At 70.8% G+C, this 26,309-nt stretch carries 23 protein-coding genes; 12 read left to right on the forward strand and 11 right to left on the reverse strand.

Annotated features, from left to right (window positions below):
* Positions 1–46: 46 nt before the first annotated feature.
* Together CLM62_RS29945 and pepN are read right to left on the reverse strand one after the other, a co-directional pair.
* Positions 47–1,105, reverse strand: coding sequence for a hypothetical protein (locus CLM62_RS29945; RefSeq protein ID WP_095753028.1), 1,059 nt, complete (start codon positions 1,103–1,105; stop codon positions 47–49).
* 267 nt (positions 1,106–1,372) lie between these two features.
* Entirely contained in the window at positions 1,373–3,952 is a 2,580-nt protein-coding gene (gene pepN, locus CLM62_RS29950; RefSeq protein WP_095753029.1) for an aminopeptidase N, read from the reverse strand.
* 138 nt (positions 3,953–4,090) lie between these two features.
* Between pepN and CLM62_RS29955 the strand changes: the two genes are divergently transcribed.
* Positions 4,091–4,753, forward strand: coding sequence for a DsbA family protein (locus CLM62_RS29955; RefSeq protein ID WP_095753030.1), 663 nt, complete (start codon positions 4,091–4,093; stop codon positions 4,751–4,753).
* A gap of 23 nt (positions 4,754–4,776) precedes the next feature.
* On the opposite strand, the gene CLM62_RS29960 is transcribed toward CLM62_RS29955, so the two are convergent.
* The 4 genes from CLM62_RS29960 to CLM62_RS29980 form a co-directional block, all read right to left on the reverse strand.
* The gene (locus CLM62_RS29960; protein WP_095753031.1) at positions 4,777–5,013 is read right to left on the reverse strand and encodes a hypothetical protein; all 237 of its coding nucleotides are present in this window, start codon (positions 5,011–5,013) and stop codon (positions 4,777–4,779) included.
* Positions 5,014–5,161: 148 nt separating this feature from the next.
* A complete protein-coding gene (locus CLM62_RS29965) occupies positions 5,162–6,589 on the reverse strand; it encodes an FGGY-family carbohydrate kinase (RefSeq protein ID WP_095753032.1) in 1,428 nt (475 codons plus the stop codon).
* A gap of 695 nt (positions 6,590–7,284) precedes the next feature.
* Positions 7,285–8,316 (reverse strand): 2-hydroxyacid dehydrogenase, encoded by a 1,032-nt coding sequence (locus CLM62_RS29975; protein WP_095753034.1) that lies wholly within the window; start codon positions 8,314–8,316, stop codon positions 7,285–7,287.
* A gap of 16 nt (positions 8,317–8,332) precedes the next feature.
* Positions 8,333–9,157 carry a DeoR/GlpR family DNA-binding transcription regulator gene (locus tag CLM62_RS29980; protein WP_095753035.1) on the reverse strand — a complete coding sequence of 275 codons (825 nt, stop codon included), beginning with the start codon at positions 9,155–9,157 and terminating at the stop codon, positions 8,333–8,335.
* Between the two features lie 133 nt (positions 9,158–9,290).
* On the opposite strand from CLM62_RS29980, the gene CLM62_RS29985 reads away from it, so the two are divergent.
* From CLM62_RS29985 to CLM62_RS29995, 3 genes are read left to right on the forward strand one after another with little or no spacing between them, the layout of a single operon-like run.
* Complete coding sequence (locus CLM62_RS29985; protein ID WP_095753036.1) at positions 9,291–10,841, forward strand: FGGY-family carbohydrate kinase; 1,551 nt, start codon at positions 9,291–9,293, stop codon at positions 10,839–10,841.
* A 50-nt stretch (positions 10,842–10,891) separates the two neighbouring features.
* Positions 10,892–11,533 (forward strand): histidine phosphatase family protein, encoded by a 642-nt coding sequence (locus CLM62_RS29990; protein ID WP_095753090.1) that lies wholly within the window; start codon positions 10,892–10,894, stop codon positions 11,531–11,533.
* A gap of 13 nt (positions 11,534–11,546) precedes the next feature.
* Positions 11,547–12,320: an SAM-dependent methyltransferase gene (locus CLM62_RS29995; RefSeq protein WP_095753037.1), complete on the forward strand. Its 774-nt coding sequence runs from the start codon at positions 11,547–11,549 to the stop codon at positions 12,318–12,320.
* A gap of 135 nt (positions 12,321–12,455) precedes the next feature.
* Here the strand turns inward: CLM62_RS29995 and CLM62_RS30000 are convergent, their stop codons facing one another.
* Entirely contained in the window at positions 12,456–13,097 is a 642-nt protein-coding gene (locus CLM62_RS30000; RefSeq protein WP_095753038.1) for a superoxide dismutase, read from the reverse strand.
* A gap of 344 nt (positions 13,098–13,441) precedes the next feature.
* Here CLM62_RS30000 and CLM62_RS30005 point away from each other — a divergent pair, with 344 nt between their 5' ends.
* Positions 13,442–14,023, forward strand: a complete 582-nt coding sequence (locus CLM62_RS30005; protein WP_095753039.1) for a biotin transporter BioY — start codon at positions 13,442–13,444, stop codon at positions 14,021–14,023.
* Here CLM62_RS30005 and CLM62_RS30010 read toward each other — a convergent pair.
* On the reverse strand, positions 14,013–15,356 hold the full coding sequence (locus CLM62_RS30010) for an FAD-binding oxidoreductase (protein ID WP_095753040.1): 1,344 nt from the start codon (positions 15,354–15,356) through the stop codon (positions 14,013–14,015). The genes CLM62_RS30005 and CLM62_RS30010 overlap by 11 nt on opposite strands.
* A 182-nt stretch (positions 15,357–15,538) precedes the next feature.
* Positions 15,539–16,264, reverse strand: a complete 726-nt coding sequence (locus tag CLM62_RS30015; RefSeq protein WP_095753041.1) for an LPXTG cell wall anchor domain-containing protein — start codon at positions 16,262–16,264, stop codon at positions 15,539–15,541.
* Between the two features lie 230 nt (positions 16,265–16,494).
* Here CLM62_RS30015 and CLM62_RS30020 point away from each other — a divergent pair, with 230 nt between their 5' ends.
* Positions 16,495–18,819, forward strand: a complete 2,325-nt coding sequence (locus CLM62_RS30020) for a serine/threonine protein kinase (RefSeq protein ID WP_257004177.1) — start codon at positions 16,495–16,497, stop codon at positions 18,817–18,819.
* A gap of 156 nt (positions 18,820–18,975) precedes the next feature.
* On the opposite strand, the gene CLM62_RS30025 is transcribed toward CLM62_RS30020, so the two are convergent.
* Positions 18,976–20,469: an amino acid permease gene (locus CLM62_RS30025; protein ID WP_095753042.1), complete on the reverse strand. Its 1,494-nt coding sequence runs from the start codon at positions 20,467–20,469 to the stop codon at positions 18,976–18,978.
* 215 nt (positions 20,470–20,684) lie between these two features.
* Between CLM62_RS30025 and CLM62_RS30030 the strand changes: the two genes are divergently transcribed.
* Both CLM62_RS30030 and CLM62_RS30035 read left to right on the forward strand, forming a co-directional pair.
* Positions 20,685–21,170 (forward strand): ribose-5-phosphate isomerase, encoded by a 486-nt coding sequence (locus CLM62_RS30030; RefSeq protein WP_095753043.1) that lies wholly within the window; start codon positions 20,685–20,687, stop codon positions 21,168–21,170.
* A 198-nt stretch (positions 21,171–21,368) separates the two neighbouring features.
* Positions 21,369–22,178: an Fpg/Nei family DNA glycosylase gene (locus CLM62_RS30035; protein WP_095753044.1), complete on the forward strand. Its 810-nt coding sequence runs from the start codon at positions 21,369–21,371 to the stop codon at positions 22,176–22,178.
* Positions 22,179–22,215: 37 nt separating this feature from the next.
* On the opposite strand, the gene CLM62_RS30040 is transcribed toward CLM62_RS30035, so the two are convergent.
* Positions 22,216–23,457 (reverse strand): GNAT family N-acetyltransferase, encoded by a 1,242-nt coding sequence (locus CLM62_RS30040; RefSeq protein WP_179382279.1) that lies wholly within the window; start codon positions 23,455–23,457, stop codon positions 22,216–22,218.
* A gap of 162 nt (positions 23,458–23,619) precedes the next feature.
* On the opposite strand from CLM62_RS30040, the gene CLM62_RS30050 reads away from it, so the two are divergent.
* From CLM62_RS30050 to CLM62_RS30065, 4 genes are all read left to right on the forward strand, one after another.
* A complete protein-coding gene (locus tag CLM62_RS30050; protein WP_095753046.1) occupies positions 23,620–24,801 on the forward strand; it encodes a PP2C family protein-serine/threonine phosphatase in 1,182 nt (393 codons plus the stop codon).
* A 162-nt stretch (positions 24,802–24,963) separates the two neighbouring features.
* Complete coding sequence (locus CLM62_RS30055; protein ID WP_095753047.1) at positions 24,964–25,296, forward strand: hypothetical protein; 333 nt, start codon at positions 24,964–24,966, stop codon at positions 25,294–25,296.
* A gap of 93 nt (positions 25,297–25,389) precedes the next feature.
* On the forward strand, positions 25,390–25,704 hold the full coding sequence (locus CLM62_RS30060; protein WP_095753048.1) for a pore-forming ESAT-6 family protein: 315 nt from the start codon (positions 25,390–25,392) through the stop codon (positions 25,702–25,704).
* A 125-nt stretch (positions 25,705–25,829) separates the two neighbouring features.
* Positions 25,830–26,222 carry a DUF6507 family protein gene (locus tag CLM62_RS30065; RefSeq protein WP_095753049.1) on the forward strand — a complete coding sequence of 131 codons (393 nt, stop codon included), beginning with the start codon at positions 25,830–25,832 and terminating at the stop codon, positions 26,220–26,222.
* Positions 26,223–26,309: the final 87 nt, after the last annotated feature.

Raw genomic sequence — 26,309 nt, forward strand, 5'->3', positions numbered from 1 at the left:
CAATACCGGGGCAGTACCACACGCACACGCGGCCGTTCCACGGTTGTCACCGGGGCAGCACCACGACATACGCGGCCGGTTCGCGGTCGTCGGACGCCATCAGTGCCGTACGGACCACCGTCGCCTGCTGTTCCAGCGCCTCCCGCAGCTTCTTCGGCGTGAGGTGGACGACCGTGATGCCCAGCCGCTCCAAGTGCTCGCGCTTGCGGGCGTATTCGGACCACAGGGCGTCGTCCTCCTGTCGGTGGCCGTGGCGCGGTGCGCGTGTGTCCAGTTCCACCGCCACCGCCTGCTCGGGCCAGTACGCGTCCAGGCCGCCCAGGTGGGGGCCGCCCGGGAGCCTCAGATCCACGTTCCAGACCGGGTCCGGCAGGCCGTACTCCCGGACCATCCGGTACAGACCGTCCTCCGCGATCGCCCGGCCCTCGGCCAGCAGGGAGTCCACCGCGTCCACGACATGCGGCCGGCTCAGCAGCTTCGCGCGGTTCAACTCCCGTACGACGGCGGACGGTTCGCAGTGGCCGCCGCGTACGGCCTCCGTCAGCAGGCGGCGTACGGCGCCCGCGTCCGCCAGTTCGGCCACCGCGTCGGCCAGGGCGCGCGGCACCGGGGCGACCGGGACGCCGGTGATCTGCTGCGGGGCCGGCAGGGCGGCCGTACGGACGATGCGGGCGCAGCCCGTCGAGCGCAGCCGGCGCAGGCGGGGGACCAGGACGTCGATCGTGTCCAGGGACGTCAGCGGGGGAGCCGAGGAGAAGCCGTGCAGCGTGAGCGCCGTCAGGCCCGTGATCACCGCCTCCGTGTACACCGGCCGGTGCGGTTCCTCCGCGCCGGGCTGGGCCGGGACCGAGGTGGTCTGCTGCCGTGCCGCGTACATCAGCACCGCGTGCAGTCGCTCCTCGCTGGTCGGCGGGCCGGGGTGGAGGAGGAACACGCCGGGGAGGATCTGCTGCCAGGGGCCGCCGGGGCGGCACTGCTCGTTCGTCTCGGCGGGCGTGACGCCGTGCGCGCGCAGCTGTGCGGCCGTGACGATGCCGCGGTGCCCCTCGGAGAGGTGGCGGAGGGGGCGGGGGGAGAGCGGGGGGAGTGGGGTGTTGTGGTTCATGACCCGGAGATTCCCGCGGTTGATCCGGATCTGAACCGCTGTTACACGTCCGTCGACAAAGCCGGACAAGCCAGCACTAAAGGACGCATGTTCGGATGCCGAGTAGGTGCGGAAAACCCCTGGTCCGTTCGGGTGGGGACCAGGGGTTACGGCACTGATTGCCTGAATTCCGTAACGGCTACCGGACGCCGGATCTCAGGCCAAAGCTCGGCCTCGGGTCAGAGCGCGGCCTCGGGTCAGAGCGCGGCCTCAGGTCGCAGCGTGACCTCACCCGGCCGCCCTCGCGTCACACGCCTGCCCCCGCAGCGCCCGCGCCAGATCGTCCCGCGCCTCCAGCACCAGCCTCCGCAGCGCCGGGGCCGCGTCCTCGTGCGCCGCGAGCCACGCGTCCGTCGCGTCCAGCGTCTTCTGCGACTGCTGGAGCGACGGGAACAGGCCCGAGACGATGTGCATCGCGATCTGGATCGACCGCTGCGACCACACCCGCTCGATCGCCGCGAAGTACTTCTCCGCGTACGGCGCGAGCAGCTCCCGCTGCGAGGGCCGGTCGAAGCCCGCGATGGTCGCCTCGACCAGGGCGTTGGACAGCGCGTCCGACTCCACCACCTGCGCCCAGGCCTGCGCCTTGACCGCGGCCGACGGGCGGGCGGCGAGGCAGCGGACCTGGTGGCGCTTGCCGGACGCGGTGTCGTCCCGGGCCAGTTCCGCGTCCAGCGCCTTCTCGTCGGCGAACCCGTGCACAACCAGCGGCTCCAGGAACGCCCACCGCAGCTCCTGGTCGACCTCCAGCCCCTCGATGGCCGACGTGCCGTCCAGCAGACCCCGCAGCGTCTCGAAGCCGCCCGGGTCCTTGGCCGTCCGGGCGTAGAACCGCGCCCACGCCAGCTGGTGCTCGCTGCCCGGCTCGGCGCGGAACAGCTCGCGCTCGGCGCATTCGGAGAGCAGTGCGCCGCCCCGCTCGCGCCACTCGGGAGCCGCGTAGTTCACCAGCGCCGACTCGGCCCACGTGTGCAGCATCTGCAGCACGCCGATCTGCGACTCCCGCCCCGCGAACCGCAGCACCAGGTCCACGAAGTCCCGCGCGGGCAGCAGCGCGTCCCGCGTCATGTTCCACAGCGCCGACCAGCACAGGGCGCGGGCCAGGGGGTCGGTGAGGTCGCCCAGCCCGTCCTTCAGCGTCTCCAGCGAGGTCGCGTCGAAGCGGATCTTGCAGTACGTCAGGTCGTCGTCGTTGACCAGCACCAGCTCGGGAGCCTGAGCACCGGCCGGCTCCGCCACGACCGTACGCGCGCCTTCGACATCCACCTCGGCTCGCGCGTACCGCTCCAGGGCACCGCCATCGGCTCGCCGGTACAACCCCACCGCCACCCGGTGCGGCCGCACCTCGGGATGCGACTCGGCGGCCTCCTGCACCACCGCCAGCTCGTCCACCCGGCCCTCCGGGCTCAACAGCACCTGCGGAGTCAACGCGTTCACGCCGGCTGTCTGGAGCCAGGAACGCGCCCACACGCCCATGTCCCGCCCGCTGGTCTCCTCCAGCACCGACAGCAGGTCGCCGAGGCGCGTGTTGCCGTACGCGTGCCGCTTGAAGTAGCGCCGCGCGCCCTCCAGGAACGCGTCCTGGCCGACGTACGCCACCAGCTGCTTCAGGACGCTGGCGCCCTTGGCGTACGTGATGCCGTCGAAGTTCAGCTTGGCGTCCTGGAGGTCACGGATGTCCGCCGTGATCGGGTGGGTGGAGGGGAGCTGGTCGGCGCGGTACGCCCAGGCCTTGCGGCGGTTGGCGAAGGTGATCCAGCCGTCCTTGAAGCGGGTCGCGCCGACCAGCGCGAAGGCGCCCATGAAGTCGGCGAAGGACTCCTTCAGCCACAGGTCGTCCCACCACTCCATGGTGACCAGGTCGCCGAACCACATGTGCGCCATCTCGTGCAGGACGACGTTCGCCCGGCCCTCGTACGACGCCTGCGTGACCTTGCCCCGGAAGATGAACTCCTCCCGGAAGGTCACCAGACCCGGGTTCTCCATCGCGCCCAGGTTGTACTCCGGCACGAACGCCTGGTCGTACTTCCCGAAGGGGTACGGGTAGTCGAAGTGCTCGTGGAAGAAGTCCAGGCCCTGCTTGGTCACCAGGAACACGTCGTCGGAGTCGAAGTAGGGCGCGAGGCCCTTGCGGCACAGGGCGCCGAGGGGGATGTCGAGGGTCGTACCGTCGCCCAGATCGCGGGAGTACGTGTCCGTCACGTAGTGGTACGGCCCCGCCACCACGCACGTGATGTACGTCGAGATCGGCTTCGTCTCCCCGAAACGCCAGACGCCGTCCGCCAGTTCCCCGACGCCGTTGCTCCACACCGTCCAGCCCTCCGGCGCCCGCACCTCGAAGCGGAACGGCGCCTTGAGGTCCGGCTGCTCGAAGTTCGCGAACACACGCCGGGAGTCGGCCGGCTCGTACTGCGTGTACAGGTACACCTCGCCGTCCTCCGGGTCGACGAAGCGGTGCATGCCCTCGCCGGTGCGGGAGTAGGCGCACTGGGCGTCGACGACGAGCTCGTTGTCGGCGGCGAGGTCCTCCAGGACGATCCGGGAGCCGTCGAAGACCTCGCCGGGGTCGAGGTCGTGGCCGTTGAGGGAGACGGCGGTGACGCTCGGTGCGATCAGGTCCGCGAAGCTGGTCGCGCCCGGCTCGGCGCAGCGGAAGCGGATCGTGGTCACGGACCGGAAGGTCCGCGCCCCGTCCGAGCCGCCGTCGTCGACCGCCGAGCGCAGGTCGAGGGACGCGTCGTAGCCGTCGACGGACAGCAGTGCGGCCCGCTCCCGGGCCTCGTCGCGGGACAGGTTCTCACCGGGCACGGGCGGTACTCCCTCGGGTGGTGTTCAGCATGTGGACAGGGCCGATCCTCCCATGTGGCCCTGACACCGGGCAGGCGGGAATGGGTCGTGCGGGCGTTGGTGTTGCCTGGTGAAACTCAACCTTTTTCGAGGAGACCCATGTCCGAGACCCCGAACACCTCCGCCAAGACCCCCGTCGACTTCTGGTTCGACCCGCTGTGCCCCTGGGCCTGGATGACCTCCCGGTGGGTCCTGGAGGTGGAGAAGGTCCGCGACATCGAGGTGCGCTGGCACATCATGAGCCTCGCCGTGCTGAACGAGGACAAGATCGACGAGCTGCCCGAGGAGTACCGGGAGATGCTCGCCACCCACGCCTGGAAGCCGGTACGGGTGGCGACCGCCGCCTGGCAGAAGCACGGCGCCGACGTCCTCGGCCCCCTCTACACCGCCCTCGGCACCCGCTTCCACAACCGCGGCGAGGGCCCGACCGTCGAGGCCATAGCCGCCGCGCTCGACGACGCCGGCCTGCCCGCCGAGCTGATCGAGTACGCCGACCAGGAGGACTTCGAGTTCGACGCCGAGCTGCGCGCCTCCCACAAGGAGGGCATCGACAAGGTCGGCCAGGACGTCGGCACCCCGGTCATCGCCGTGCCCGGCTCCGACGGCGAGCAGATCGCCTTCTTCGGCCCGGTCGTCACCCCCGCCCCCAAGGGCGAGGAGGCCGCCCGCCTCTGGGACGGCACCCTCGCCGTGGCCTCGGTCCCCGGCTTCTACGAGATCAAGCGCACGCGGACGAAGGGGCCGGACTTCAGCAACCTGTAGGTCTCACCGGCAACCTGTAGGTCTCACTCGGCGGCGGCGCCCTCCTCCTCGCGGAACCTCTCGGGGAGGAGGTCGCGGTCGCCCTTGTTCAGATGGCGGTAGTACGTCAGACAGCCCTTGGCGGTGCAGCGCCAGAGGTTGTCCACGTGGTGGCGGTCCCCCTTCTGCGCACGGATCGCGGCCTTCTCCTCGTCGTTGAGAAGCCGGAACTCCTGCATGCCGCGGCAGTTCGGGCAGTCCAGTGTGCGCGTCGTCGCCATCAAGCCCTCCTCGCAGTCACCGCCAGGTCCGGGGAGCCGGTCGCCGCCGCGTCGACTCCCCAGCGGTAGTACAGCGCCTACTCCTGGAACGTGTCCCCGAAATCGTTCGATCCGCTGACGTGTCGGACATCCTCCGATGTAGGGCTGTTCACGTACGCGCCCGGCTGCGTGCCTCTGTCAGCCGGGTCAGGTGCTCCTCGTATCCCTTCGCGTAGTACGCGGCCCGGCCCGGATCCGGCTCGACGATCGCCGTCGGACGGGTCCACGCGGCCGTGTCCAGCGCGACGCCGTACCGCTCGGCCGCCGCCAGCACCGCACCCCGCGCGCCCACCTCGCCCTCGACCACCCGCAGTGGCCGGCCCAGGACGTCGGCCAGCAGCCGCATCCAGGCGGGGCTGCGGGTGCCGCCGCCGCAGACGGCCAGCGAGCCCGTCAGGCCGGCCGCCTCCAGGCAGTGCCGGGCCGCGTAGCCGATGCCCTCGCACACCGCTCGCACCAGATCCGCGCGGGTCGACTCCAGGGAGACACCGGAGAGTTCGGCGCGAAGGCGCGGCTCGACGAAGGGGGCGCGCTCGCCGGAGGGCGCGAAGTACGGCAGGACCCGCACCCCGTGCGCGCCGGGCGGGGTCGACGCCAGCAGCCCGTCCACCTCCTCGTGGCGCACGCCCGTCGTCGACAGCACCCAGTCCAGCGCGGCCGTACCGACCATCGCGGGCATGGCGCGCAGCCGGTGGCCGGGGCGGTCGGTGGAGATGTACAGGCCGGCCGGTTCCCCGGTCAGGTCCAGGTCGGTGGTCGCGACCAGGGCGGCCAGGCAGGTGCCGACGATGAGCAGGCCGTCGCCGGGGGCGGTGACTCCGGCGCCCAGTGCACAGGCGGGGAGGTCGTACGGCCCGTTCGCGATCCGGATGGCGGACGGCAGGCCCTCGCCCCGCGTCTCGCCGGTCGCGATCGGGTCGCTGACCGGGGCGAGCAGTCCGCGCCGGTGGGTCAGGCCCAGCAGCTCCACGACCCCGTTGTCGTACGTCCGCGAGCGCGGGTCGAGGAACGGCATCGAGGCGTCCGACACGTCCGTCGTCGCCCGTGCCGCCCCCGTCAGCCGCTGGAAGACCATGTCCTTGCAGTAGACGGCGGCCCGCGCGGCATCCAGGGACTCGGGCTCATGACGGTCCAGCCAGGCCAGCAGCGGCCCCGGGCAGCCCGGGAACATCGCGCCGCCCGTGCGCCGGAACACCGTCTCGAAGGTGCCGTCCGCCAGCCACTGGTCGAGCAGCTCGTGCGCCCGGCCGTCCATCCAGGAGGCCGCGGCCCGCACCGGGCGGCCCTCCTCGTCGACCAGCCAGACCCCGTCGCCCTGGCCGGTCAGCCCGGCCAGCTCGACCGGTTCCGGCACGCGGGTGATCACTTCTTCCAGGACGGCGACGACCGCCCCGTACACCTCCTCCATGTCCTGCTCGACGACCCCGCCGTGCAGATCGAGGCCCACATGCCGGGACTCGACGGCCAGTTCACGGCCCGTGCCGTCGAAGGCAGCCGCCTTGACCATGGACGTGCCCACATCGATACCGACGTACATGCGCGCGCTCCTTTTGATTGCTCGGTCGCCTACGGGGCGCCTCAGCCGGTGTCGAGAGACCGATCGTGCTCAGCGCTTCGCGCCTCCGCGCGTTCGGTCTCTCGACACCGGCGCGCCCCTTCGGCTCCCTCGCGGCCGACGCGTTGGGACAGTGCGTGTTGGTGGGCCCGCACCCAGGGCCCGGACCCGAGGCCTCGAATCCCAGGGCCCGGACTCCAGGGCCCGCACCCAGGCCCGGACTCCAGGGCCCGCACCCAGGCCCGGACTCCAGGGCCCGCACCCAGGCCCGGACTCCAGGGCCCGCACCCAGGCCCGGACTCCAGGGCCCGCACCCAGGCCCGGACTCCAGGGCCCGCACCCATGCCCGGACTCCAGGGCCCGCACCCAGGCCCGGACTCCAGGGCCCGCACCCAGGCCCGGACTCCAGGGCCCGCACCCATGCCCGGACTCCAGGGCCCGCACCCAGGCCCGGACTCCAGGGCCCGCACCCATGCCCGGACTCCAGGGCCCGCACCCATGCCCCGGACTCCAGGGCCCGCACCCAGGCCCGGACTCCAGGGCCCGCACCCAGGCCCGGACCCCAGGCCCCGAACCCAGGGCCCGAACCCAGGGCCCGAACCCAGGCCTCGAAACCAGGCCTCGAAACCAGGCCTCGAACCCAGGGCCCGAACACAGGCCCCGCACCTCCTGCGCCCTCACCCCAAGCAATGCGCCAACGGCTCCCCCCGCACCCAGCGCCCCACCTCCTCCGCCGCGATCCGTGCCGCCTTCTCCGCCACCGCGCGGCTCGCCCCGCCCAGGTGCGGGGTGAGCACCACCCGCTCGTGGAGGCCCAGCAGCCGTGAGTCCGCCGGCAGCGGCTCCCGCTCGAACGTGTCCAGCGCCGCCGCCGACACCCGCCCGCTCTCCAACGCGTCGCACAGCGCCTCCTCGTCCAGCAGCGGGCCGCGGGCCACGTTCACCACCACCGCGCCGGACGGCAGCAGCGCCAGCTCACGGGCGCCGATCAGGCCGCGGGTCTCCTCGGTGAGGCGGGCGTGCAGGGTGATCACGCGGGAGCGGGTGAGCAGGGTGTCCAGCGAGGACACGCGCAGGCCGTGGATCTCGCCGCGCACATAGGGGTCGTACACCATCACCTGCGCGCCGAAGGCACACAGCACGCGGGCGACCCGGCTGCCGACGGCTCCGTAGCCGATCAGTCCGACGGGCAGGTCCTCCAGCTCCAGGCCGCTGTGCTCGTACGTGTAGTAGGCGGCGCCCTCCCAACTGCCCCGCCGGGCCAGCAGGTCGTGGGCCTGGGGGATGCGGCGCAGGGCCGCCAGCAGCAGGCCCACGGTGAACTCGGCGGTGGCGGCGGCGTTGCGGCCGGGCGCGAAGCACACCCGGACGTCGTGCGCCTTCGCCGCGTCGAGGTTGACGTTGACCGGGCCGCCCCGGCAGACGACGACCAGCCGCAGGTCCGGACAGGCGTCCAGCACCCGTTCGGTGACCGGACCCATCTGGGTGACCAGGACCTGCGCACCGGCCAGCGCCTCGATCAGCTCGTCCTCGGCGTCGCCGGCCTCCTCGACCTCGGCCACCGGGCCGAAGGGTTCCAGGGGCCAGCCGAGGGTCACTTCGCGTACGTCCACGGGCTGTTCGCCCACCTCATGGGTGACCTCCCGGGCGATCAGCCTCGGCAGGACGAAGTGGTCGCCGGCGGCCACCACACGTACAGGTTCGGTCATCGCAGGGAGTCTCCCGTCACGTAGCTCCAGCGCGGTCATCGGCGCCCACCGTCGGGCACACCTCGTAACGGACCTTGTGCTCGTCGAGGTCACGCAGGGCGTCCGCCGACGCCCCGTCGTCGACCAGGACCAGGTCGAAGCGGGACAGCGGGGCGACCCGGTGCAGGGCGGCCCGGGCCAGCTTCGTGTGGTCGATGAGCAGGATGTTGCGGGCGGCCGAGTCGAGCATCGCCCGCTTCACGGACACGATGTGCTGCTCCTGGTGGTAGGCGTACCCCCCGTTCACAGCGGACGTCGAGGCGAAGCAGACGTCCACCCGCAGCGACCGCACCGCGTCCACGCAGGACACCCCGAGGAACGAGGAATGCAGCGGGTCGTAGTCGCCGCCGAGGGCCATCAGGTGGATGCCCCGCTGGTCGGAGAGCAGGTTGATCGCCTCCAGGAAGTTGGTGACGACCGTGAGTGGGGTGACCTCGCCGAGCCGGAGCCTGCGCGCTATTTCCAGGGCGGAGGTGGAGTCGTCGAGCATGACCGCCATGCCGGGCTCGATGTGCTTCAGCGCGCGGTCGGCGACGGCGGCCTTCTCCGCCCGCATCGTCTTCAGCCGGTACTGCACGTTCGACTCGAACACCCCGGACGGCTGCGCGGTCACCCCGCCCCTGAACTTCCGTACGACGCCCTGCCGCTCGAGCTCGTCGAGGTCCCGGTGGATGGTCATCAGGCTCACCCCGAAGCGCTCGGCGAGTTCCGCCGCGGTCGCCGAACCGTCGGCCAGCACCTGCTCGGCCATGGCGGCCTGCCGGGCGGCCGGTCCCTGGGGTGCGCTGTCGCCGCTGTTCATCCCAACAGAGAGTGGAACGGCGGAACTTGCGCGTCAATCCCTCGCGCAAGCGAAAATCTCGGGTCAATATCGAAGGAGAGTGAGAAGTTCACAGGCTGGGTCGCGATGCGCCGAAAATTGCAGGGAGGTCCGGATGGCGGACGATGGCGACGGCGGTGTGGCGTGGCTGGGGATCGACCTGGGCACGCAGAGCGTCCGGGCGCTGGTGGTCGCCGGGGACGGCACGGTCCTCGGCGGCGGCTCGGCCCCGCTGACCGGGCGCCGCGAGGGGGTGCGGCACGAGCAGGATCCGGGGGAGTGGTGGGAGGCGGTGTGTACGGCGTCCCGGTCGGCGCTCGCCCGGCTGCCCGGCGTACGGATCGGCGGGCTCGCGGTGTGCGGGACGTCCGGGACGGTGCTGCTGACGGACGGCTCGGGGCGTCCGGTGAGCCCGGCGCTGATGTACGACGACGGGCGCGCGGCGGGGGAGGCGGCGCGGGTCCGGGCGGCGGGGCTGTCGGCGCAGGACACGTGGGCGTTGCCGAAGGCACTGTGGCTCATCGAGACCTACGGGCAGGGGCAGACCTACGGGCGGGGGCAGACCTACGGGCGGGGGCAGACCTACGGGCAGGGGAAGACCTATGCGCGGGGACGGATCACCCACCAGCCCGACGTGATCGTCGCGCGCCTCACCGGCGAGGTCCCGCCCGCCGACTCCAGCCACGCCCTCAAGACCGGCTACGACCTGGAGAGCAAGGCGTGGCCGTACGCCATGTCGGCCGAACTCGGGCTCCTCGACGGCCTGTTGCCCGACGTCGTACCGCCCGGCACCCGCCTCGGCGAGGTCTGCCCGACCGCCGCCGAGGCCACCGGAATCCCCGTCGGCACGCCCGTGATCGCCGGGATGACCGACGGCTGCGCGGCCCAGATCGCCTCGGGAGCCCTCCGGCACGGCGCCTGGAACTCGGTGCTCGGCACCACCCTCGTCCTCAAGGGCGCCTCCTCGACGCCCGTCCGCGATCCCACCGGCGTGGTCTACAACCACCGTGCGCCGGACGGCACTTGGCTGCCCGGCGGAGCCTCCAGCGTCGGCGCGGGTGTGCTCACGGCGGCCTTCGGGAGAGCGGACCCGGAGGCCATGGACCGCAGGGCGGCCGCGTTCGAGCCGTCCGGCGTGGTCGCCTATCCGCTGGTGTCACCGGGGGAGCGGTTCCCGTTCCTGGCGCCGGACGCCACCGCCCTGCTCCTCGGCGAGCCCGCCGGCGACGCCGACCTGTGGGCCGGGCTGCTCCAGGGCGTCGCCTACACGGAACGCCTGTGCCTGGACTACCTGCACCACCTGGGCGCCCCGCTCGACGGCCCGCTCACCTTCACCGGCGGCGCCGCCCGCAGCAGGTACTGGAACCAGCTGCGCGCCGACATCCTCGGCCGCCCGGCCCGCGTACCGCAGCAGACCGAACCGGCCCTGGGCATGGCCGTGCTGGCGGCGTACGGAACGGAGACGCCCCGCCACCTCCACCTCGCGGACGTCGCCGAACGCATGGTCCGCACCCGTACCGTCCTCGAACCCCGCCCCGGCCGCACGGCCGCCTTCGCCGAGCCGTACGCCCGCCTCCTCGACGAACTGACGGCCCGCGGCTGGCTCCCGGCCCCGGTCGCGGCGCATGCACGCGCCCGCCTGGACCGGGATACTGCGGGTTCATGAGCACGACGAGCCCGATGAGTACGACGAGCCCGATGAACACGACGAGCCCGATGAGCACGCCGAGTACGCCGAGCACGACCCTCCTCCTGGCCCGGCACGGACAGACGATCTGGCACGCCGAGAACCGTTACGCCGGCATCAGCGACGTGCCCCTCACCGACACCGGCCGCGCCCAGGCCGAGGCCCTCGGCCGCTGGGCCGCCGCCCACCCCGTCGACGCGGTGTGGACCTCGCCGCTCTCCCGCGCCGTCGCCACCGCCGAGCCCGCCTGCCGCGCCCTCGACCTCACCCCGCACCGCGAACCCGACCTGCGGGAATGTGACTTCGGGGTGGTGGAGGGCCGTACGCTCGCGGAGTTCGCGGCCGAGGACCCGACGGCGGCGGACGCCTTCCGCGCGGACCCGGTCGCCCACCCCTTCCCCGGCGCCGAGGACCCCACGGCCGCCGCCGCCCGCGGATCCGCCGCCCTGCGCCGCATCGCGGCCGCCCACCCCGGCGAACGCGTCCTCGTGGTCGCCCACAACTCCCTGCTCCGCCTGGTGCTGTGCACCCTGCTGTCGATCCCGCCGGCCGAGTACCGCAGAGTGCTCCCGCGGTTGCGCAACGCGGCGATCAGCGAACTCCGCATGAACACGGACGGTTCCACCGCGCTTCTCTCACTCAATGTGCCGTGCGAGCCGGACCTGCCGTAGCACCATGGGGCGCATGACGGAGATCGACACCTCGGTACCGCACTCGGCCCGCATCTGGAACTACTGGCTGGGCGGCAAGGACAACTACCCCGCGGACGAGTTGGCCGGTGACGCCTACACCGCCGTCTTCCCCGGCATTTCCACCATCGCCCGCAGCAGCCGCGCCTTCCTCCGCCGCAGCATCCGGTACCTGGTGCAGGAGGCCGGAATCCGCCAGTTCCTGGACGTCGGCAGCGGCCTGCCCACCGTCGACAACACCCACGAGGTCGCCCAGCGCCTCGCCCCCGAGTCGAAGATCGTCTACGTCGACAACGACCCGCTGGTCCTGGCCCACGCCCGCACCCTGCTCACGTCCACCCCCGAGGGCGCGACGGCGTACGAGGACCTCAGCCTCTTCGAGCCCGAGCGCATCCTCGAGGCCGCCGCCAGGACCCTCGACCCGGCCCGCCCCACCGCCCTGATCCTCAGCGGCATCCTCGGCCACGTCGCCGACCACGACCAGGCCCGCGAGCTCGTCCGCCGCCTCCTGGAGGGCCTCCCCTCCGGCAGCCACCTCTCCGTCAACGACGGCTCCCGCGGCACCGACCCGGACTACGAACAGGCCCAGGACACCTACAACGAGAGCGGCGCGGTCCCCTACTTCCTGCGCCCGGTCGACCAGATCGCGGCCTACTTCGAGGGCCTGGAGCTGGTGGACCCGGGAGTGGTGTCGGTACCCCTGTGGCGCCCGGACGTCCCCGACCCCGACCCGATCGGCCAGCACGGGGGCCTGGCCCGCAAGCCCTGACCGCCCGACCGTCCCCGCACACGGGAGAGCCCCCGCGAGTCACGTCCTCGCGGGGGCCTCCTTCTTTCCGCCCGCCGACGTGAAGGGTGAGAAGACGATCACGAGGCAGGACGTTCCGCGGAGTGCTCAGGGCGCTCAGGGCGCGAGCAGCAGCACATCCGCACGGGACTTGGCGGCCTCGTAACGCCGGGCGACGTCCTGCCAGTTGACGACCTGCCACATCGCCTCGATGAAGTCCACCTTCTGGTTCCGGTACTGCAGGTAGAAGGCGTGCTCCCAGGCGTCGAAGACCAGGATCGGCGTCGCGCCCTGGCCGACGTTGCCCTGGTGGTCGTAGACCTGTTCGACGATCAGCCGCCCGCTCAGCGGCTCGTACGCCAGCACGCCCCAGCCCGAGCCCTGCGTGGTCGCGGCGGCCTTGGACAGCTGCGCCTTGAAGTTCGCGAAGGACCCGAAGGACTCGGCGATCGCGTCCGCGAGCTCGCCCACCCCGTCCGCCTCCAACGGCTCACCGCCGCCGTCACCGGTCATGTTGTGCCAGTAGACGCTGTGCAGGATGTGCCCGGACAGATGGAACGCCAGGTTCTTCTCCAGCCCGTTGATCGACCCCCACAGCTCCTTGTCCCGCGCCTCCGCGAGCTGCTCCAGCGTGTCGTTGGCGCCCTTCACGTAGGCCGCGTGGTGCTTGTCGTGGTGCAGCTCGATGATCTCCGGGCTGATCACGGGGGCGAGCGCGGAGTAGTCGTAGGGCAGTTCAGGCAGCGTGTAGACGGGCATGGCGGGTTCTCCTCCGAACCTCTTATTGCAAAGAGCTTGCAAGTGCAGGCTAGCAACAACAATGAGGCTGCGGGCAACAGGGCAGGCGAGAGGGTGGGCAACCAGGTGGGCAAAGATCGCTGCTTTGGTCAGTCCCCACAGTCGGCGCTCGCGGCAGGCGCGTGAGCGAAACGTCCCTGCCTCAGTGACTGTTGTCACGCCGTACTTGGTGTAACCGCCACCCTTTGTGTGGAGCCCACCATGCTCGTGCTCCTCCCTTTGTCGAGCGCTGACGGTGAGGGGGCGACACGGGCTGGGATAGCGTCGCCGTGTCCCAACCTGCCCACACTCTCCGCGGAGTCCTCATGAGCACCGCTGCCGTCGCCCCCGCCCGCCCCGGGCAGGTCCTCGCCGACCTGCTCCCCGCCTCCCGTGTCCGGGACGTCGCGCTCGTGATCGGCGGTGCCGCTCTCACCGGCCTCGCCGCCCAGCTCTCGGTGCCCGTGCCGGGCTCCCCGGTGCCGGTGACCGGTCAGACCTTCGCCGCGCTGCTCGTCGGTACCACCCTCGGCGCCCGCCGCGGTTTCCTCTCCCTCGCCCTCTACGCACTGGCGGGTGTGGCGGGCGTGCCGTGGTTCGCGGGCGGGGCCTCCGGTGCGGCGATGCCGTCCTTCGGCTACATCCTCGGCATGCTGCTCGCGTCCGTCGTCGTGGGCGCCCTGGCCCGCCGCGGCGCCGACCGCTCGATGCTGCGGATGGCGGGCACGATGCTGCTGGGCGAGGCGATCATCTACGCCATCGGCGTCCCGTACCTGGCCCTCGCCACCGGCATGTCCGCCTCCGCCGCGATCGCGGCCGGCCTCACCCCGTTCCTGATCGGCGACGCACTGAAGGCGGCCCTGGCGATGGGCGTGCTGCCCACTGCCTGGAAGCTGGTCAAGCGCTGACGCCGTAGTTTCTGCGGAAGAGGTTCGCAGGGTCGTACTGCGACTTCAGCCCGGCGAGCCTCTCACGCGTTCCGGCGTCGTACAGCCCCTCGGTCCGGTCGCCCGCCCCGAACGCGAAGTTGAGCGCACGGCCGATGGTGACGGGCGCGAGCAGCGCGAAGGCCGGATCCAGCAGCCGACGGGCCTCGGCACGCCCGCCCATGGCCAACAACCGCACCAGGAAACGCCCTTCGCGGTACGGCACGGAGTTCGGCGCGGGCCGCGACAGCGCTCCCCCGAGATGGTTGATCTGTACGACGCACATGGTGTCGTCGACCGGGTCCGGCCCGGTACGGACGAGCAACTCGGCGGCCTTCTCCATGTCCAGCTCACTCAGCACCGCGCTGTCGCCGTAGTAGGTGTGCGGGAAGTCCGGGTCGCTGTGGATGGTGTGGCTCTCGGCGTACGGCATCTCGCGCAGCGAGTCGGCGAGCACCGGCCCGATCCCTCGCAAGGGGGCGACGAGTCGCTCGCCGTCGGCGCCGGTGTGGGCGACGCGCACGGAGACGACGTACCGCCCGCGCAGCCGCGGCGGCAACGCCGGAATATCCGGATACGGTACGGTGGCGAAGGACGAGGTCAGCCCGTCGGGCACGGACCGGGTCCACTCCTCGTACGCCCGCAGCACGACCGCCGGATCGACCTCGCGTCCGTCGAACGCGAGCGAGCCGCCGTAGAGCGTGCGTACGGGGACGAGGCCGATCTCCAGCCCGGTGACGACGCCGAAGGTGTGGCCGCCGCCGAGCAGCGCCCAGTACAGCTCCGGGTCGGACTCCCGGGTGACGTGCCGCGGCCGACCGTCGGCGGTGACGACGTCGAGGGCGCGTACGTGGTCGGCCGCGTAGCCGAACTTCCGCGCCAGGATGCCGAGTCCGCCGCCGAGCGTGTACGACACGGCGCCGACGCCGGGCGCGGAACCGTTGAGGGGCGCGAGCCCGTACGGCTCGGCGGCGGCCACGACCTGGCTCCAGCGCACGCCTGCTTGGACGCGGACCGTGCGGGCCTGCGGATCGATGTGCACGCCGTCCATGCGCTTCGTGGTGATGAGCACGCCGCCCTCCGACGCACCGGGCAGGCCGTGCCCGGTGGCCTGGACGCCGATCGGCAGGTTGCGGTGGGCCGCGTAGCGCACGGCGGCGATCACGTCGTCGGTCGAGGAGGCGGCGGCGATGATGGCCGGACGCTGGGTGAACCCGGTCTGGAAACCGGCGAGTTCGTCGTCGTAGGCGGGGTCGCCGGGACGGAGAACGTGCAGGTCAGTGGTGCCGCCTGTGGTCTTGGCAAGGGAGTTCATACGGCTGATGGTGGAGGCATAACCTGACAGGTGCCGTCAGGTTATGTCTCCGGGTCCGGGTCCGGGTCCGGGTCCGGGTTCCGGTCCGTCCGGGTTCGGGTCCGGGTCCGGGTCTGGGGCCGGGTCTGGGGCCGGGTCTCGGTCCGGTTCCGGGTTCCAGCTTGTCCGGTGACGTCGTGGCGTCAGCTCTCCTGCTGCCGTGCCGGCCGCCGCTGAGACCACCACAGCCCGGCCACGCCCGCCGCCATCAGCGCCGCGCCGGCCGCGCCCAGCGGCAGGACGTCACGCTCGATGCCGGTCTTGGGCAGTTCGTCGCCGCCCGGCGCCACCGGCTTGTTGTCGGTGCCGAGCAGCAGCGGGGTGGCAGGCGCGTTCGGCGACGGGTTCGTCGTACCGAACGGAACCGGACCCTGCTGCCAGAACGTCTTCTTGCCGTCGCTGGTCTGCACCGGCAGACAGATCTTTCCGGTCTTGCTCCGGTCGAACGTCGCGTCGACGGCGTACGACTTCGACTGGCCGGCCGCGAGATTGTCGATGGGGCAGCTGAAACCGCTGTTCGAGCCCTCCGGCAGATTCTTTTCGTCAATCGGAGAGCAGCCTTGAACGTTCTTGACCGTGAGGCCGTCGAAACCGACGACCCACAGCCGGATCTGGCCGCTGTCCTTGGTTCCCTCGTTCTTCGCCGTGGCGGTGATTTCCGTTTCTTGCGAGCTGTTGTCCACCGAGATCTTTTCGGGCAGCAGCGTGGTCAGCTTCACTCCCGCCGGTGCCGCGTCAACGGCCTTTCCCCCCTTGCTGCTCCCAGGTCCCTGGTCCTCCGCGGCGGCGGTGGCGGAAAGCACCATGACCGCCGAGAAAGATGCCGTGACCAGCGACCCCGCGATGGTCGTCATGCGACGAGAACTCATGTTCGTCCCCCTTGGCTGCGCCTGAATTCGCAGTACTTGAAGAGGTACCACAAGATTTCTCCGCACTATGCTGGTACGGCGCGAAGTGTGACCATTGTGTTTCAGTCAGGAAGGTCCGGAAGGAATTGAGGGGGTGCAGCGGATTGCCGGGGAATGCGAGCAGTGGTGGAGTTCCCGGGGTACTGGTGGCGGGGCGCTATCGATTGGTCGAAAGTATCGGTCAGGGGGGAATGGGGCGGGTGTGGCGAGCCGCCGACGAAATACTCGATCGGCAGGTCGCGGTCAAGGAGATGCGCATAGACGGCCTCGACGCCGAGGACGCCCGCACCCGCCGCGAACGCACCCTGCGCGAGGCGAGGGCCACGGCCCGGATCGACCACCCCAACGTCGTGCGGGTGTACGACGTCGTGGACGAGGGCGAACGCCTGTGGATCGTCATGGAGTTGGTCGCCGGCCGCTCCCTGGAACGGATCCTGACGGAGCAGGGCCCGCTGGGCCCGCGCGAGGCGGCACTGCTCGGACTGGGCCTGGTGGAGGCGCTGCGGCAGGTGCATGCGCGGGGTGTCCTGCACCGGGACATCAAACCCGGGAACGTCCTGGTGGAGGGCTGGGAGAGCGGCGTACGACGGGTCGTCCTCACCGACTTCGGCATCGCCGCTATCCAGGACGCCAAGGCGCTCACCATGGTCGGGATGCTGGTCGGCTCGCCCGACTACATGGCCCCCGAACGCGTCTCCGGCCGCCCCCAGGGCCCGCCGTCCGACGTGTGGTCCCTCGGCGCGACGCTCTGCGCGGCGCTGGGCGGCCGCTCACCGTTCTCCCGCGAGACCACGCTGGCGACCCTGCACGCGGTCCTCTACGAGGAGCCCGAACTCCCCGCCAAGGCGGGGCCGTTGCGGGACATCCTGGCGACGCTGCTGGAGAAGGATCCTTCGGTCCGGCCTGGCTTGGAGGGCTTGGAGGCCTCGCTGCGGTCGATTGCGTATCCGGTGCCTACGCCGACTGTGCCGGTGGTGCCAGTGGTGCCGGTGGAACCAGTGGAGGGGGCTCCGCAGGGAGGGGCTTCGGAGGGCGAGCGCTCGGAGGGGGCGCCTTCGGTGGGTGAGCGTCCTGTGGGGGTGGCTTTGCCTGAGGCGCCGGGCGTCGACGACCCGAAGCCTTCCCTCCCCGTGGCACCGCACGAGTCACCTGACCCACCCGCCCGGGGCTCCCGTGAGACCCGGTTCCTGGGGAGGGTGCGCGACACCGGGCAGCCTGCGCTGATGGCTGGGGTGGAGCCCCGTGCCGAGCGGGAGCCCGAGCCTGAGGCGGGGTCTGAGGTCGAGTCCGGGTCTGAGATCGAGTCCGGGTCTGAGGTCGAGTCCGGGGCCGAGGTCGGGTCCGGGGCCGAGGTCGGGTCCGGAGCTGAGCGCGTGTCTGGGGCCAAGCCCGGAGCTGAGCCCGAGTCCGAGGCCGGATGCGAGTCCGAACCTGAGGCCGAGCCCATCCGTGACGCGATACCGCACGCCCCCGCGGACGGCATACCTACGCTCCCCGATCACTCCGCGCAGCCCGTGTCCTCCGCGACACCGCACCTCACCTCGTCCGCGCCTCTGATCGCGCCAACTCCCAACGCCTCCACGGAAGCAGCTTCCGAGAGGCGCTCGGACACCCGTTCCCAGACCCCGTCCGGCAACTCCGTGGGAGCCGCACCTCGAGGGGCCGTATCCCATGGGACAGGCGCGGGTGCGGGTGCAGTTGCCGCCCCCGGTATCGCTGCTGGCGTCTCGCTCACCCGTGCGGAGGCGGAGACCGAGAGCCACCCGGCGCCGACACCCGGCCCCGGATCCACCCCTGACCCCGACCCTGCTCTCACCCCCCGCCCTCTCCCCATGCCACCAGGCGAACTGCCCGGCCCCGCCCTCCCAGCCGTCACCCCCCACCGCACCCACCGCCGTACCGGCCTCATCGCCGCCGTGGGCGTGGTCACCGCCGGTGCCGTCGTCGCGATCGTCCTCGCGGCGACCTCCGGATCGCCGGACGACACCTGGGCGGGTTCCTCACCCTCGTCCTCCGTGTCGTCGCAGCCCCCGTCCGGCACCCCGAGCGACAGCCCGTCGCCCACGGTCGAGGGCACGTCCAGGCCGCAGAGCCTGCCGCCGGGCGCGCGCCGTGAGGCCGGGGGGTTCGCGTGGGTGACGCCCGACGGCTGGCGGCGGGACGTGAAGACGGGCGCGGAGGTGCACTACACGGCCCCCGACGGCAAACAGGAGCTGGCGGCCAAGTCCTCCCTCGCCCGCGGCGACTTGATGGAGACCTGGCGGACCTCGGAACAGAACGCCCACCAGGGCCAGGACTACCGGAAGATCCGCCTGGAGGAGACGACGTTCCGCGGCCACCCCGCGGTCGTCTGGGAGTACACGTTCACGCTGGAGGGCGTTCCCTGGCACGCCCGGCTCCTCGGCTTCAACGCGAACGGCAAGTCGTACCAGATCAACACCTGGTACCAGCCGGACATCGAAGCGCAGGCCCTCAAGACGTACGACAAGGTCAAGGACAGCTTCACGGTGCTGTGACGGCAGGCCGGAGACGACGGAGGACGACGGAGGACGACGGAGGACGGCGGAGGGCGGCGGAGGACGGCGGAGGACGACAGAGGACGACAGAGGACGACGGAGGGCCCGCGGCGCACACACGCACCACGGGCCCTCCGTCGTCTCATCCCGCGCTGATCAGCCGACCGAGACCTCGTCCTTGTCCTTGTCCTTGTCCTTGTCCTCGTTCTCGCCCTGGACCTCGCCCCGGGCCGTGCCCCGAACCTTGTCCTTGACGAAGGCGATGGCCAGCACCACCGCCGCCACGAGCAGCGACAGCAACACCGTGTCCCGCCCGTCGTGCTCCGTGTCCGTGAGCATGTAGCCGAGCACGAACACGATCAGCGCGGCCGTGGCCCAGGTCAGGTACGGGTACAGCCACATCCTCACGACCAGCTTCTCCGGCGCCTCGGCCTGGATGATCTTCCGCATGCGCAGCTGTGAGAAGCAGATCACCAGCCAGACGAACAGGGCGACCGCACCACTGGAGTTGACCAGGAAGAGGAAGACGGAGTCCGGGAACTTGTAGTTGAAGAAGACGGCGACGAACCCGAACACCACGGAGGCGATGATCGCCGCGAGGGGCACACCCCGGCTGGTGGTCCGCGCGAACGCCTTCGGCGCGTCCCCGCGCTCGCCGAGCGAGAACGCCATCCGAGAGGCCGTGTACAGACCGGAGTTGAGGCAGGACAGCACGGACGTCAGCACGATGAAGTTCATGATCTGACCGGCGTGCGCGATACCGAGGGAGTCGAGGGCGGCGACGTACGAACCGTCGTCCTGGATGGACTTGGCGTCCCACGGCAGCAGGGTCACGACCACGAAGATCGATCCCAGGTAGAACACGGCGATACGCCAGATGATGCTGTTGGTGGACTTGCTGACGGCCCGCTGCGGGTCCTCGGACTCACCGGCCGCCAGGGTCGCGATCTCGCTCCCCATGAAGGAGAAGACGACGAGCAGTACACCGGTGAGGATGGCCCCGGGCCCGTTGGGCAGGAAGCCGCCGTGGTCGGTGAGGTTGGCCAGGCCCGCCTGATCGCTGTCGACGCCGGGCAGCACCCCGAACACGGCGAGGCCGCCCACGACGATGAACGCACCGATCGCCACGACCTTGATCCCGGCGAACCAGAACTCGAACTCCCCGTAGGAGCCGACGGAGACGAGGTTGGTGGCGGTCAGCACCACCATCACGATCAGCGCCCACCCCCACTGGGGAACGGCGGGTATCCACCCCTCCAGGATCTTCGCCCCGGCGGTCGCCTCGACCGCCAGCACGACCACCCAGAAGAACCAGTACAGCCAGCCGATGGAGAACCCGGCCCACGGCCCGAGCGCCCGGTCGGCGTGCGCGGAGAATGATCCGGACGTCGGATTGGCGGCGGACATCTCACCGAGCATCCGCATCACCAGCACCACGAGCGTGCCGACGAGGGCGTACGACAGGAGGATGCCGGGCCCGGCGGTGGCGATACCGGAGCTGGACCCCACGAACAGGCCGGCGCCGATGACACCACCGATGGCGATCATCGAAAGATGACGGTTCTTGAGTCCTGCCTGGAGGCCGCCGCCGGGTTCGCCGGGGGGCTGGGGGCCGTGATCGGCCTTGGGGAGGGTCGGCTGCGAGGTCATGGGACGGAATTCCTTTGCGCCGGTTGAACTGTCCCCGTACGAGCGGTGGACGGGGGCGTACGAATCGGTCCAGTGAATCGGAGGTAAAGGAATTCTTGAACCTTTGATTCCGGATCGTTACTTGAGCTTTTCCTGAGGTTCTGTAGTGTTGCTCACAGTTTTCTTGGTCAGCCCCCGAGGCTGCCGCGCCGAAACAGCCGTGTCACACTCGTCCCATGCGCGTGTATCTCGGCTCCGACCATGCGGGCTTCGAACTCAAGAACCACCTCGTCGACTGGCTCAAGGCGGCGGGCCACGACCCGGTCGACTGCGGCCCCCACATCTACGACGCCCAGGACGACTACCCCCCGTTCTGCCTCCGCGCGGCCGAGAAGACGGCGGCGGACCCCGAAGCCCTCGGCATCGTGATCGGCGGCTCCGGCAACGGCGAGCAGATCGCGGCGAACAAGGTGAAGGGCGTCCGTGCCGCGCTGGCCTGGAGCGAGGAGACGGCGTCGCTGGGCCGCCAGCACAACAACGCCAACGTCGTCGCGGTGGGCGCGCGCATGCACACGCAGGAGGAGGCGACGAAGTTCGTCGAGACCTTCCTCAACACCCCGTTCTCTGGTGACGAACGCCACATCCGCCGCATAGACATGCTGGCCGACTACGAAACGACGGGCGACCTGCCGCCGATCCCGCCCCACCACCCCCAGCGGTAGCGGCCGCGGTCTCGGAGCCCACCGTCCCTGGGGCTGGTTGCCCCCAGACCCCCCGGCCTGAACGACCGTGCAGGGGACGCAGTCCCCGCCGGGGTCTGGGGTGGGGCCCCAGAGTCTGTTCGAGGCCCGCATCTCGACAACCGACGAGCAGGGCGGGCGGGTGGGCAAAAGGCGAACGGCGACGAAAGGAACCGCACCGTGCCGGAAGGGCACACCATTCACCGGCTGGCCAAGGACTACGCCGCCGCCTTCAAAGGCACCGCACCGCAGGTGACCAGCCCCCAGGGCAAGTTCACCGACGCCACCGCCCTCCTCACCGGCACGGAACTCACCCACACCGAAGCCCACGGCAAGCACCTCTTCCTGGGCTTCCGCGACAGCGACTGGGTCCACATCCACCTCGGCCTCTTCGGCAAGGTCACCTTCGGAGACGCCCCCGCGCCCCCGCCCACGGACACCGTCCGGCTCCGACTCGCGCACAGCACGTCGTACGTCGATCTCCGCGGCCCCACGACCTGCGCCCTGATCACGCCCCCCGAGAAGCACGCGATACACGACCGCCTGGGCCCCGACCCCCTGCGCGAGGACGCCGACCCGCACGCCGCGTACCAACGGATCTCCCGCAGCCGTACGACGATCGCCGCCCTGCTCATGGACCAGAAGATCGTCGCCGGCGTCGGCAACGTCTACCGCGCCGAGGTCCTCTTCCGGCACCGCATCGACCCGTACCGCGCCGGCAAGGACATCACCCCCACCGAGTGGGACGCGATCTGGACCGACCTCGTCGAGCTCATGCACGAGGGCGTCAAGAACAACCGCATCGACACCGTCCGCCCGGAACACACCCCGGAGGCGATGGCCCGCCCGCCCCGCGTCGACGACCACGGCGGCGAGGTCTACGTCTACCGCAGGGCCAACCAGCCCTGCCACATCTGTGGCGGCGAGATCCGCACCGCCGATCTCGCCGCCCGCAACCTCTTCTGGTGCCCGACCTGCCAGAAAAACTGACGTCGCCCCAGAACCAGCGCGACCAGAACCCGCGCGCCTAGAACCCGTGCGGCAGCCAGGGCGAAACCACCGACTCGAACCCCACCGCCGCCTCCGCCAACGTCCCCTGCCGCATCTCCCGCACCCGCCCGGCCGCACCCAGCGAAGCCAGGCTCACGCCCCCGAGATACGCCGCCCCCAACTCCCGTACGGACAAAGCAAGGTCAGCCGCATCTGTCGTACGAGCACATGACGCCCCCTTCGCGTCCCCCGTCAGCCGCCAACGCCCCGTGTTCCAGGGACAGAAGTCGTCCTCGACCTCGAACACCACGTCCACCGGCGCCTGATACGTCCGCGCCTCCAGCGCAGCCCCGACATCGACCAGCCGCACGTACAAGGAGTCCCGCACGCGCGGCAGGCACCGCCGGACGTCCGACACCAGGTACTGCCAGTCGTCGTCGACCGGCCGCCCCCCGGTGACCAGCGTCGACGTCAGGTCGATCCCGAACAGGAAGCGCCACAGTGCCGCGCGCGCCACCGGGTCCAGCGCGGTCAGGTCCTGGAGGATCACCGCCCCCTTGGCCCCGGCCAGTTCCCACTCCGGCTTCACCCGGAACCGCGCGTACCCGACCGTCTCACCACCCCGCTCGGCGACGACGCACTGCAACGGCGACGCTCCGTCCCGCTCCTTCTCCGGGTCGAGCAGCCCCAGCCGCTCCCAGCCGGGCATCCGGGCCAGCATTCCCGGCCGCAGCGGTACCAGCCGCGCGTACACCGCCTCGCAGGCGTCGAGGACGTCGGCGGGCGCCGCGTACCGCAGCCGTACGTCATCGGTGCCGTCCGGCACCGACAGGCTGACGCGGTTGGTGTCGATCTCGGACTGGATCTGAAAGGTGGCCGCCCCGTAACCGAACCGGCCGTAGATCGCCGGCTCGGAGGCCGTGAGCACGGCCAGCGGCTCGCCCCAGGAGCGCACGTCGTCCAACTGCCGCCGCATCATGGACGTCAGCACCCCGCGCCGCCGATGCGTGGCGGCCACGCTGACCATGGTCACGCCCGCGGCCGGCACCGAGGCCCCGCCCGGTACGGTCAGCCGGAAGCTGAACGCCCCCGCCGTCCCCACGACGACGTCCCCGTCCCACGCGCCGATCGAACGGTCCGTCTCCGTCAGCGCGTTCCACAGCTCCCGCTCCTCGGACGGCTCTGAGACCCCACCGAAGGCGCGGATCAGATTGTCGTACCACTGATCCCAGTCGTCCGCCCGCAGCACTCGCAAGTCAGTACCGATGTCAGTCCCCATGGCCCATGCCTATCAGGGCATCGCGGGACGGGCCAGGGAATTTCGACGTGATGGCGGCACGGTGGCTTCCTGTGAAGTTCACTGTGAAGTTGAACCTCGGACGGGGGACAAGTGGGACCTCCCGTGCCAAGCAGCTGGTCCGATGGATAGGGTCCCGAACTAATGGCAGCAGGACGAGAGCGGCGCGCGGAAGCCGAGACGTTCACGGCCCGGTTGAAGATGCAGTGGCACCGGGCCCGCGTCGGCCTGCGCCGAAGCGCCGTCGACTACTTCCGGGGCGACGGATCGGACTGGGTCGCGCTCGCCGGCCTGCTCCTGACCGTCCCGCTGATCGCGGCCACCACCCTGGCGAACTCGGTGTGGTGCTCACCGGCCGCGCTGGTCCTGCCGATCGTCGCGGGCGGCCTGCTGCTGCGCCCGGCGAGCCTGCTGGGCCTGTACGCGGCGGCGGCGACGGCGTTGATCGTGGAGTCGGTGCAGCTGGGGCCGTACACGGAAGGCCCGTCCCGCGTCACCCCCGGCGTCGTGCTCGTGGTCGCCGCCTGCGGCTTCTTCGGCCTGCTGATCGCCCAGTTCCGCAGCCGGGTCGGCGTGCCCTGGCGGCGCGGCGGCACGATGCTCTTCGACCTGCGCGAACGCATCCGGGTGCAGAGCAAGCTGCCGCAGCTCCCGCGCGGCTGGCACCGGGAGATGGCGCTGCGCCCGGCGGGCGGCCAGTCGTTCTCGGGCGACTTCGTGGTCGCGGCCCGCACGAACGGCGGCCGCACGCTGGAGGTCGTCCTCACGGACGTGTCCGGCAAGGGCATGGACGCGGGCTCGCGCGCACTGCTGCTGTCGGGCGCCTTCGGCGGCCTGCTCGGCTCGCTCCCCCCGCACGCCTTCCTGCCCGCGGCCAACGGTTATCTGCTGCGCCAGGACTGGGACGAGGGCTTCGCGACCTCCATCCACCTGGTCCTGGACCTGGACTCGGGCGACTACGAGCTGTACTCCGCCGGGCACCCGCCGGGGCTCCAGCTCAGCGCGGGCAGCGGCCGTTGGGAGGAGAAGACGGCGGAAGGCCCGCTCCTCGGCGTGTACGACGGCGCGCAGTTCGACCCCGTGAAGGGCTCGCTGCGCCCCGGGGACGTGTTGATGCTGTTCACGGACGGTCTGGTGGAAACCTCCGACCGGGACATCGTCGAGGGCATAGACCGCCTCACCGGCGAGGCCGACCGCTACGTCGCCGGCGGCTTCCACGGAGCCGCCTGGCACCTGATCGAGGCGGTGGCGAAGGACGTCAACGACGACCGGGCGCTGCTGCTGATCTGCCGGGAGGGACCGACGGCGGCGATGTCCGCCCGCTGATACATATTTCGCATCGTTTGTCCACGTACGCTCCCATGGTTTGGTCATGGGTTTGTGCGACCTCTGTAACTACCCCTGGTTCTCGATTGCATGAGCAATCGTGAGGTTGGTAGAGATGTAATGCACACGATGTGATGGTGGGGACCTGACGGGGAGGCGTGCATGAAGTTCGACATGGGTGCGCAGACACTGTCCACGCTGCAGCGTGATTCGCGGGGATCGAGCGACGACCTCGGCACGCTGATCCGGCAGTTGGTGCAGGCGGCACAGCCGCTGGAGGGCAAGTTCAACGGTTCGGGCCGCGTGATGTTCGACCAGTTCAAGGCGCAGGCCGACAGGATCACTTCGGATCTGAACGGGTCCCTGTCGGCCATCCTCGGCGGTCAGTCGGGCATGGACTCCGCGTTCAGCTCGGGTGACCAGGAGCAGGGCGACAACGCGCGGCAGCAGATGAGCGCCGCCAACTTCGACGCGGCGCGCTTCGGCGGGCGCTGAGCCTCCTTCTGCGGAGCTTCCTTCTGGAGCTCCGTCTGTGCCTGGAGCTCCGTCTGTGCGGACTTTCTTTCAACTCTCGGGGAGTGGTGTGTGATGGCGGGTGCGGGAGCGGACCGTCGCTCGTACGACACGGGCGCGTCGGCGGACGCCCAGTCCAACATCCAGGTGGTGATCGGCCGTCTGGAAGAGGTGATCGCGAACCGTGACCGTCAGGTCAAGGCGGCGATGGCGGACTTCACGGCGGATGGCGTGGCGGACGAGTACCACGGCAAGGAACAGCGGTGGAACAACGCCTCGCAGGAAGTGAAGAACATCATCGGCCTGCTGAAGTCGACGCTGGAGAAGAACGACGGTACGGCGCAGTCGACGATCCAGCGGGCGAAGGCCGCGGTCGACAACATCGGCTGAGTGTGGTGTAGGGCAGGGCGTACGGCCGTGGGGTTCTCTATATGAGGGCCCCAGGTCTGTCTGTAGGGCTTTAGGGCTGTGTAGGGCTGTAGGACTGTGGGAATTTCGGGGATTCGGGGGCTGTCGTGCCGGGCTGGGATCTGAAACCGCAGGGTATTTCGCATGTTCTGAAGACGACGGGTGAGACGGCGTCGAACATGGAGAAGTATGCGAAGGCGTTCGGGGAGCACTTGACGTCGGCGGCGACGAGCGCGGGCACGGTTTCCGCCGAGGGTGGCGGTGGCGGCGAGGGCGGCGAGAAGGCCGCGGGTGGTTTGGTGGCCCTTGCCTTGTCGCAGTATGCGGAGCGGGCGTCGAAGGATCTGCAGTTCGTGGCGGCTCGGGCGGGTAAGTCGTTGCAGGGTGCGGCGGATGCCACGACGGCGTATTTGAACGGCGATCAGGAGATGGCGGCGGAGGCTCAGCGCAACACGCTGTCCGCGCCGAAGCTTGATATGCCGGGGGTGGGCAAGGCGTGAACAGCAGCGGCCGCAGCTCCTCGAACTCCTCGACTTGCTCACGCCGAAATCCCTCCCCCTGAGGTCAGAGTTCCGCCGCCGAGCCCG

The organism is Streptomyces sp. SA15, from assembly GCF_002291145.1.
In the GTDB taxonomy this organism is placed as follows: domain Bacteria; phylum Actinomycetota; class Actinomycetes; order Streptomycetales; family Streptomycetaceae; genus Streptomyces.

Excerpts from the sequence above, each read along its gene's own strand:
- CLM62_RS29945 (WP_095753028.1), bottom strand. The coding sequence starts at position 1,105 with ATGAACCACAACACCCCACTCCCCCCGCTCTCCCCCCGCCCCCTCCGC.
- CLM62_RS29955 (WP_095753030.1), top strand. The coding sequence starts at position 4,091 with ATGTCCGAGACCCCGAACACCTCCGCCAAGACCCCCGTCGACTTCTGG.
- CLM62_RS29960 (WP_095753031.1), bottom strand. The coding sequence starts at position 5,013 with ATGGCGACGACGCGCACACTGGACTGCCCGAACTGCCGCGGCATGCAG.
- CLM62_RS29965 (WP_095753032.1), bottom strand. The coding sequence starts at position 6,589 with ATGTACGTCGGTATCGATGTGGGCACGTCCATGGTCAAGGCGGCTGCC.
- CLM62_RS29975 (WP_095753034.1), bottom strand. The coding sequence starts at position 8,316 with ATGACCGAACCTGTACGTGTGGTGGCCGCCGGCGACCACTTCGTCCTG.
- CLM62_RS29980 (WP_095753035.1), bottom strand. The coding sequence starts at position 9,157 with ATGAACAGCGGCGACAGCGCACCCCAGGGACCGGCCGCCCGGCAGGCC.
- CLM62_RS29985 (WP_095753036.1), top strand. The coding sequence starts at position 9,291 with ATGGCGGACGATGGCGACGGCGGTGTGGCGTGGCTGGGGATCGACCTG.
- CLM62_RS29990 (WP_095753090.1), top strand. The coding sequence starts at position 10,892 with ATGAGCACGCCGAGTACGCCGAGCACGACCCTCCTCCTGGCCCGGCAC.
- CLM62_RS29995 (WP_095753037.1), top strand. The coding sequence starts at position 11,547 with ATGACGGAGATCGACACCTCGGTACCGCACTCGGCCCGCATCTGGAAC.
- CLM62_RS30000 (WP_095753038.1), bottom strand. The coding sequence starts at position 13,097 with ATGCCCGTCTACACGCTGCCTGAACTGCCCTACGACTACTCCGCGCTC.
- CLM62_RS30005 (WP_095753039.1), top strand. The coding sequence starts at position 13,442 with ATGAGCACCGCTGCCGTCGCCCCCGCCCGCCCCGGGCAGGTCCTCGCC.
- CLM62_RS30010 (WP_095753040.1), bottom strand. The coding sequence starts at position 15,356 with ATGAACTCCCTTGCCAAGACCACAGGCGGCACCACTGACCTGCACGTT.
- CLM62_RS30015 (WP_095753041.1), bottom strand. The coding sequence starts at position 16,264 with ATGAGTTCTCGTCGCATGACGACCATCGCGGGGTCGCTGGTCACGGCA.
- CLM62_RS30020 (WP_257004177.1), top strand. The coding sequence starts at position 16,495 with ATGGGGCGGGTGTGGCGAGCCGCCGACGAAATACTCGATCGGCAGGTC.
- CLM62_RS30025 (WP_095753042.1), bottom strand. The coding sequence starts at position 20,469 with ATGACCTCGCAGCCGACCCTCCCCAAGGCCGATCACGGCCCCCAGCCC.
- CLM62_RS30030 (WP_095753043.1), top strand. The coding sequence starts at position 20,685 with ATGCGCGTGTATCTCGGCTCCGACCATGCGGGCTTCGAACTCAAGAAC.
- CLM62_RS30040 (WP_179382279.1), bottom strand. The coding sequence starts at position 23,457 with ATGGGGACTGACATCGGTACTGACTTGCGAGTGCTGCGGGCGGACGAC.
- CLM62_RS30050 (WP_095753046.1), top strand. The coding sequence starts at position 23,620 with ATGGCAGCAGGACGAGAGCGGCGCGCGGAAGCCGAGACGTTCACGGCC.
- CLM62_RS30055 (WP_095753047.1), top strand. The coding sequence starts at position 24,964 with ATGAAGTTCGACATGGGTGCGCAGACACTGTCCACGCTGCAGCGTGAT.
- CLM62_RS30060 (WP_095753048.1), top strand. The coding sequence starts at position 25,390 with ATGGCGGGTGCGGGAGCGGACCGTCGCTCGTACGACACGGGCGCGTCG.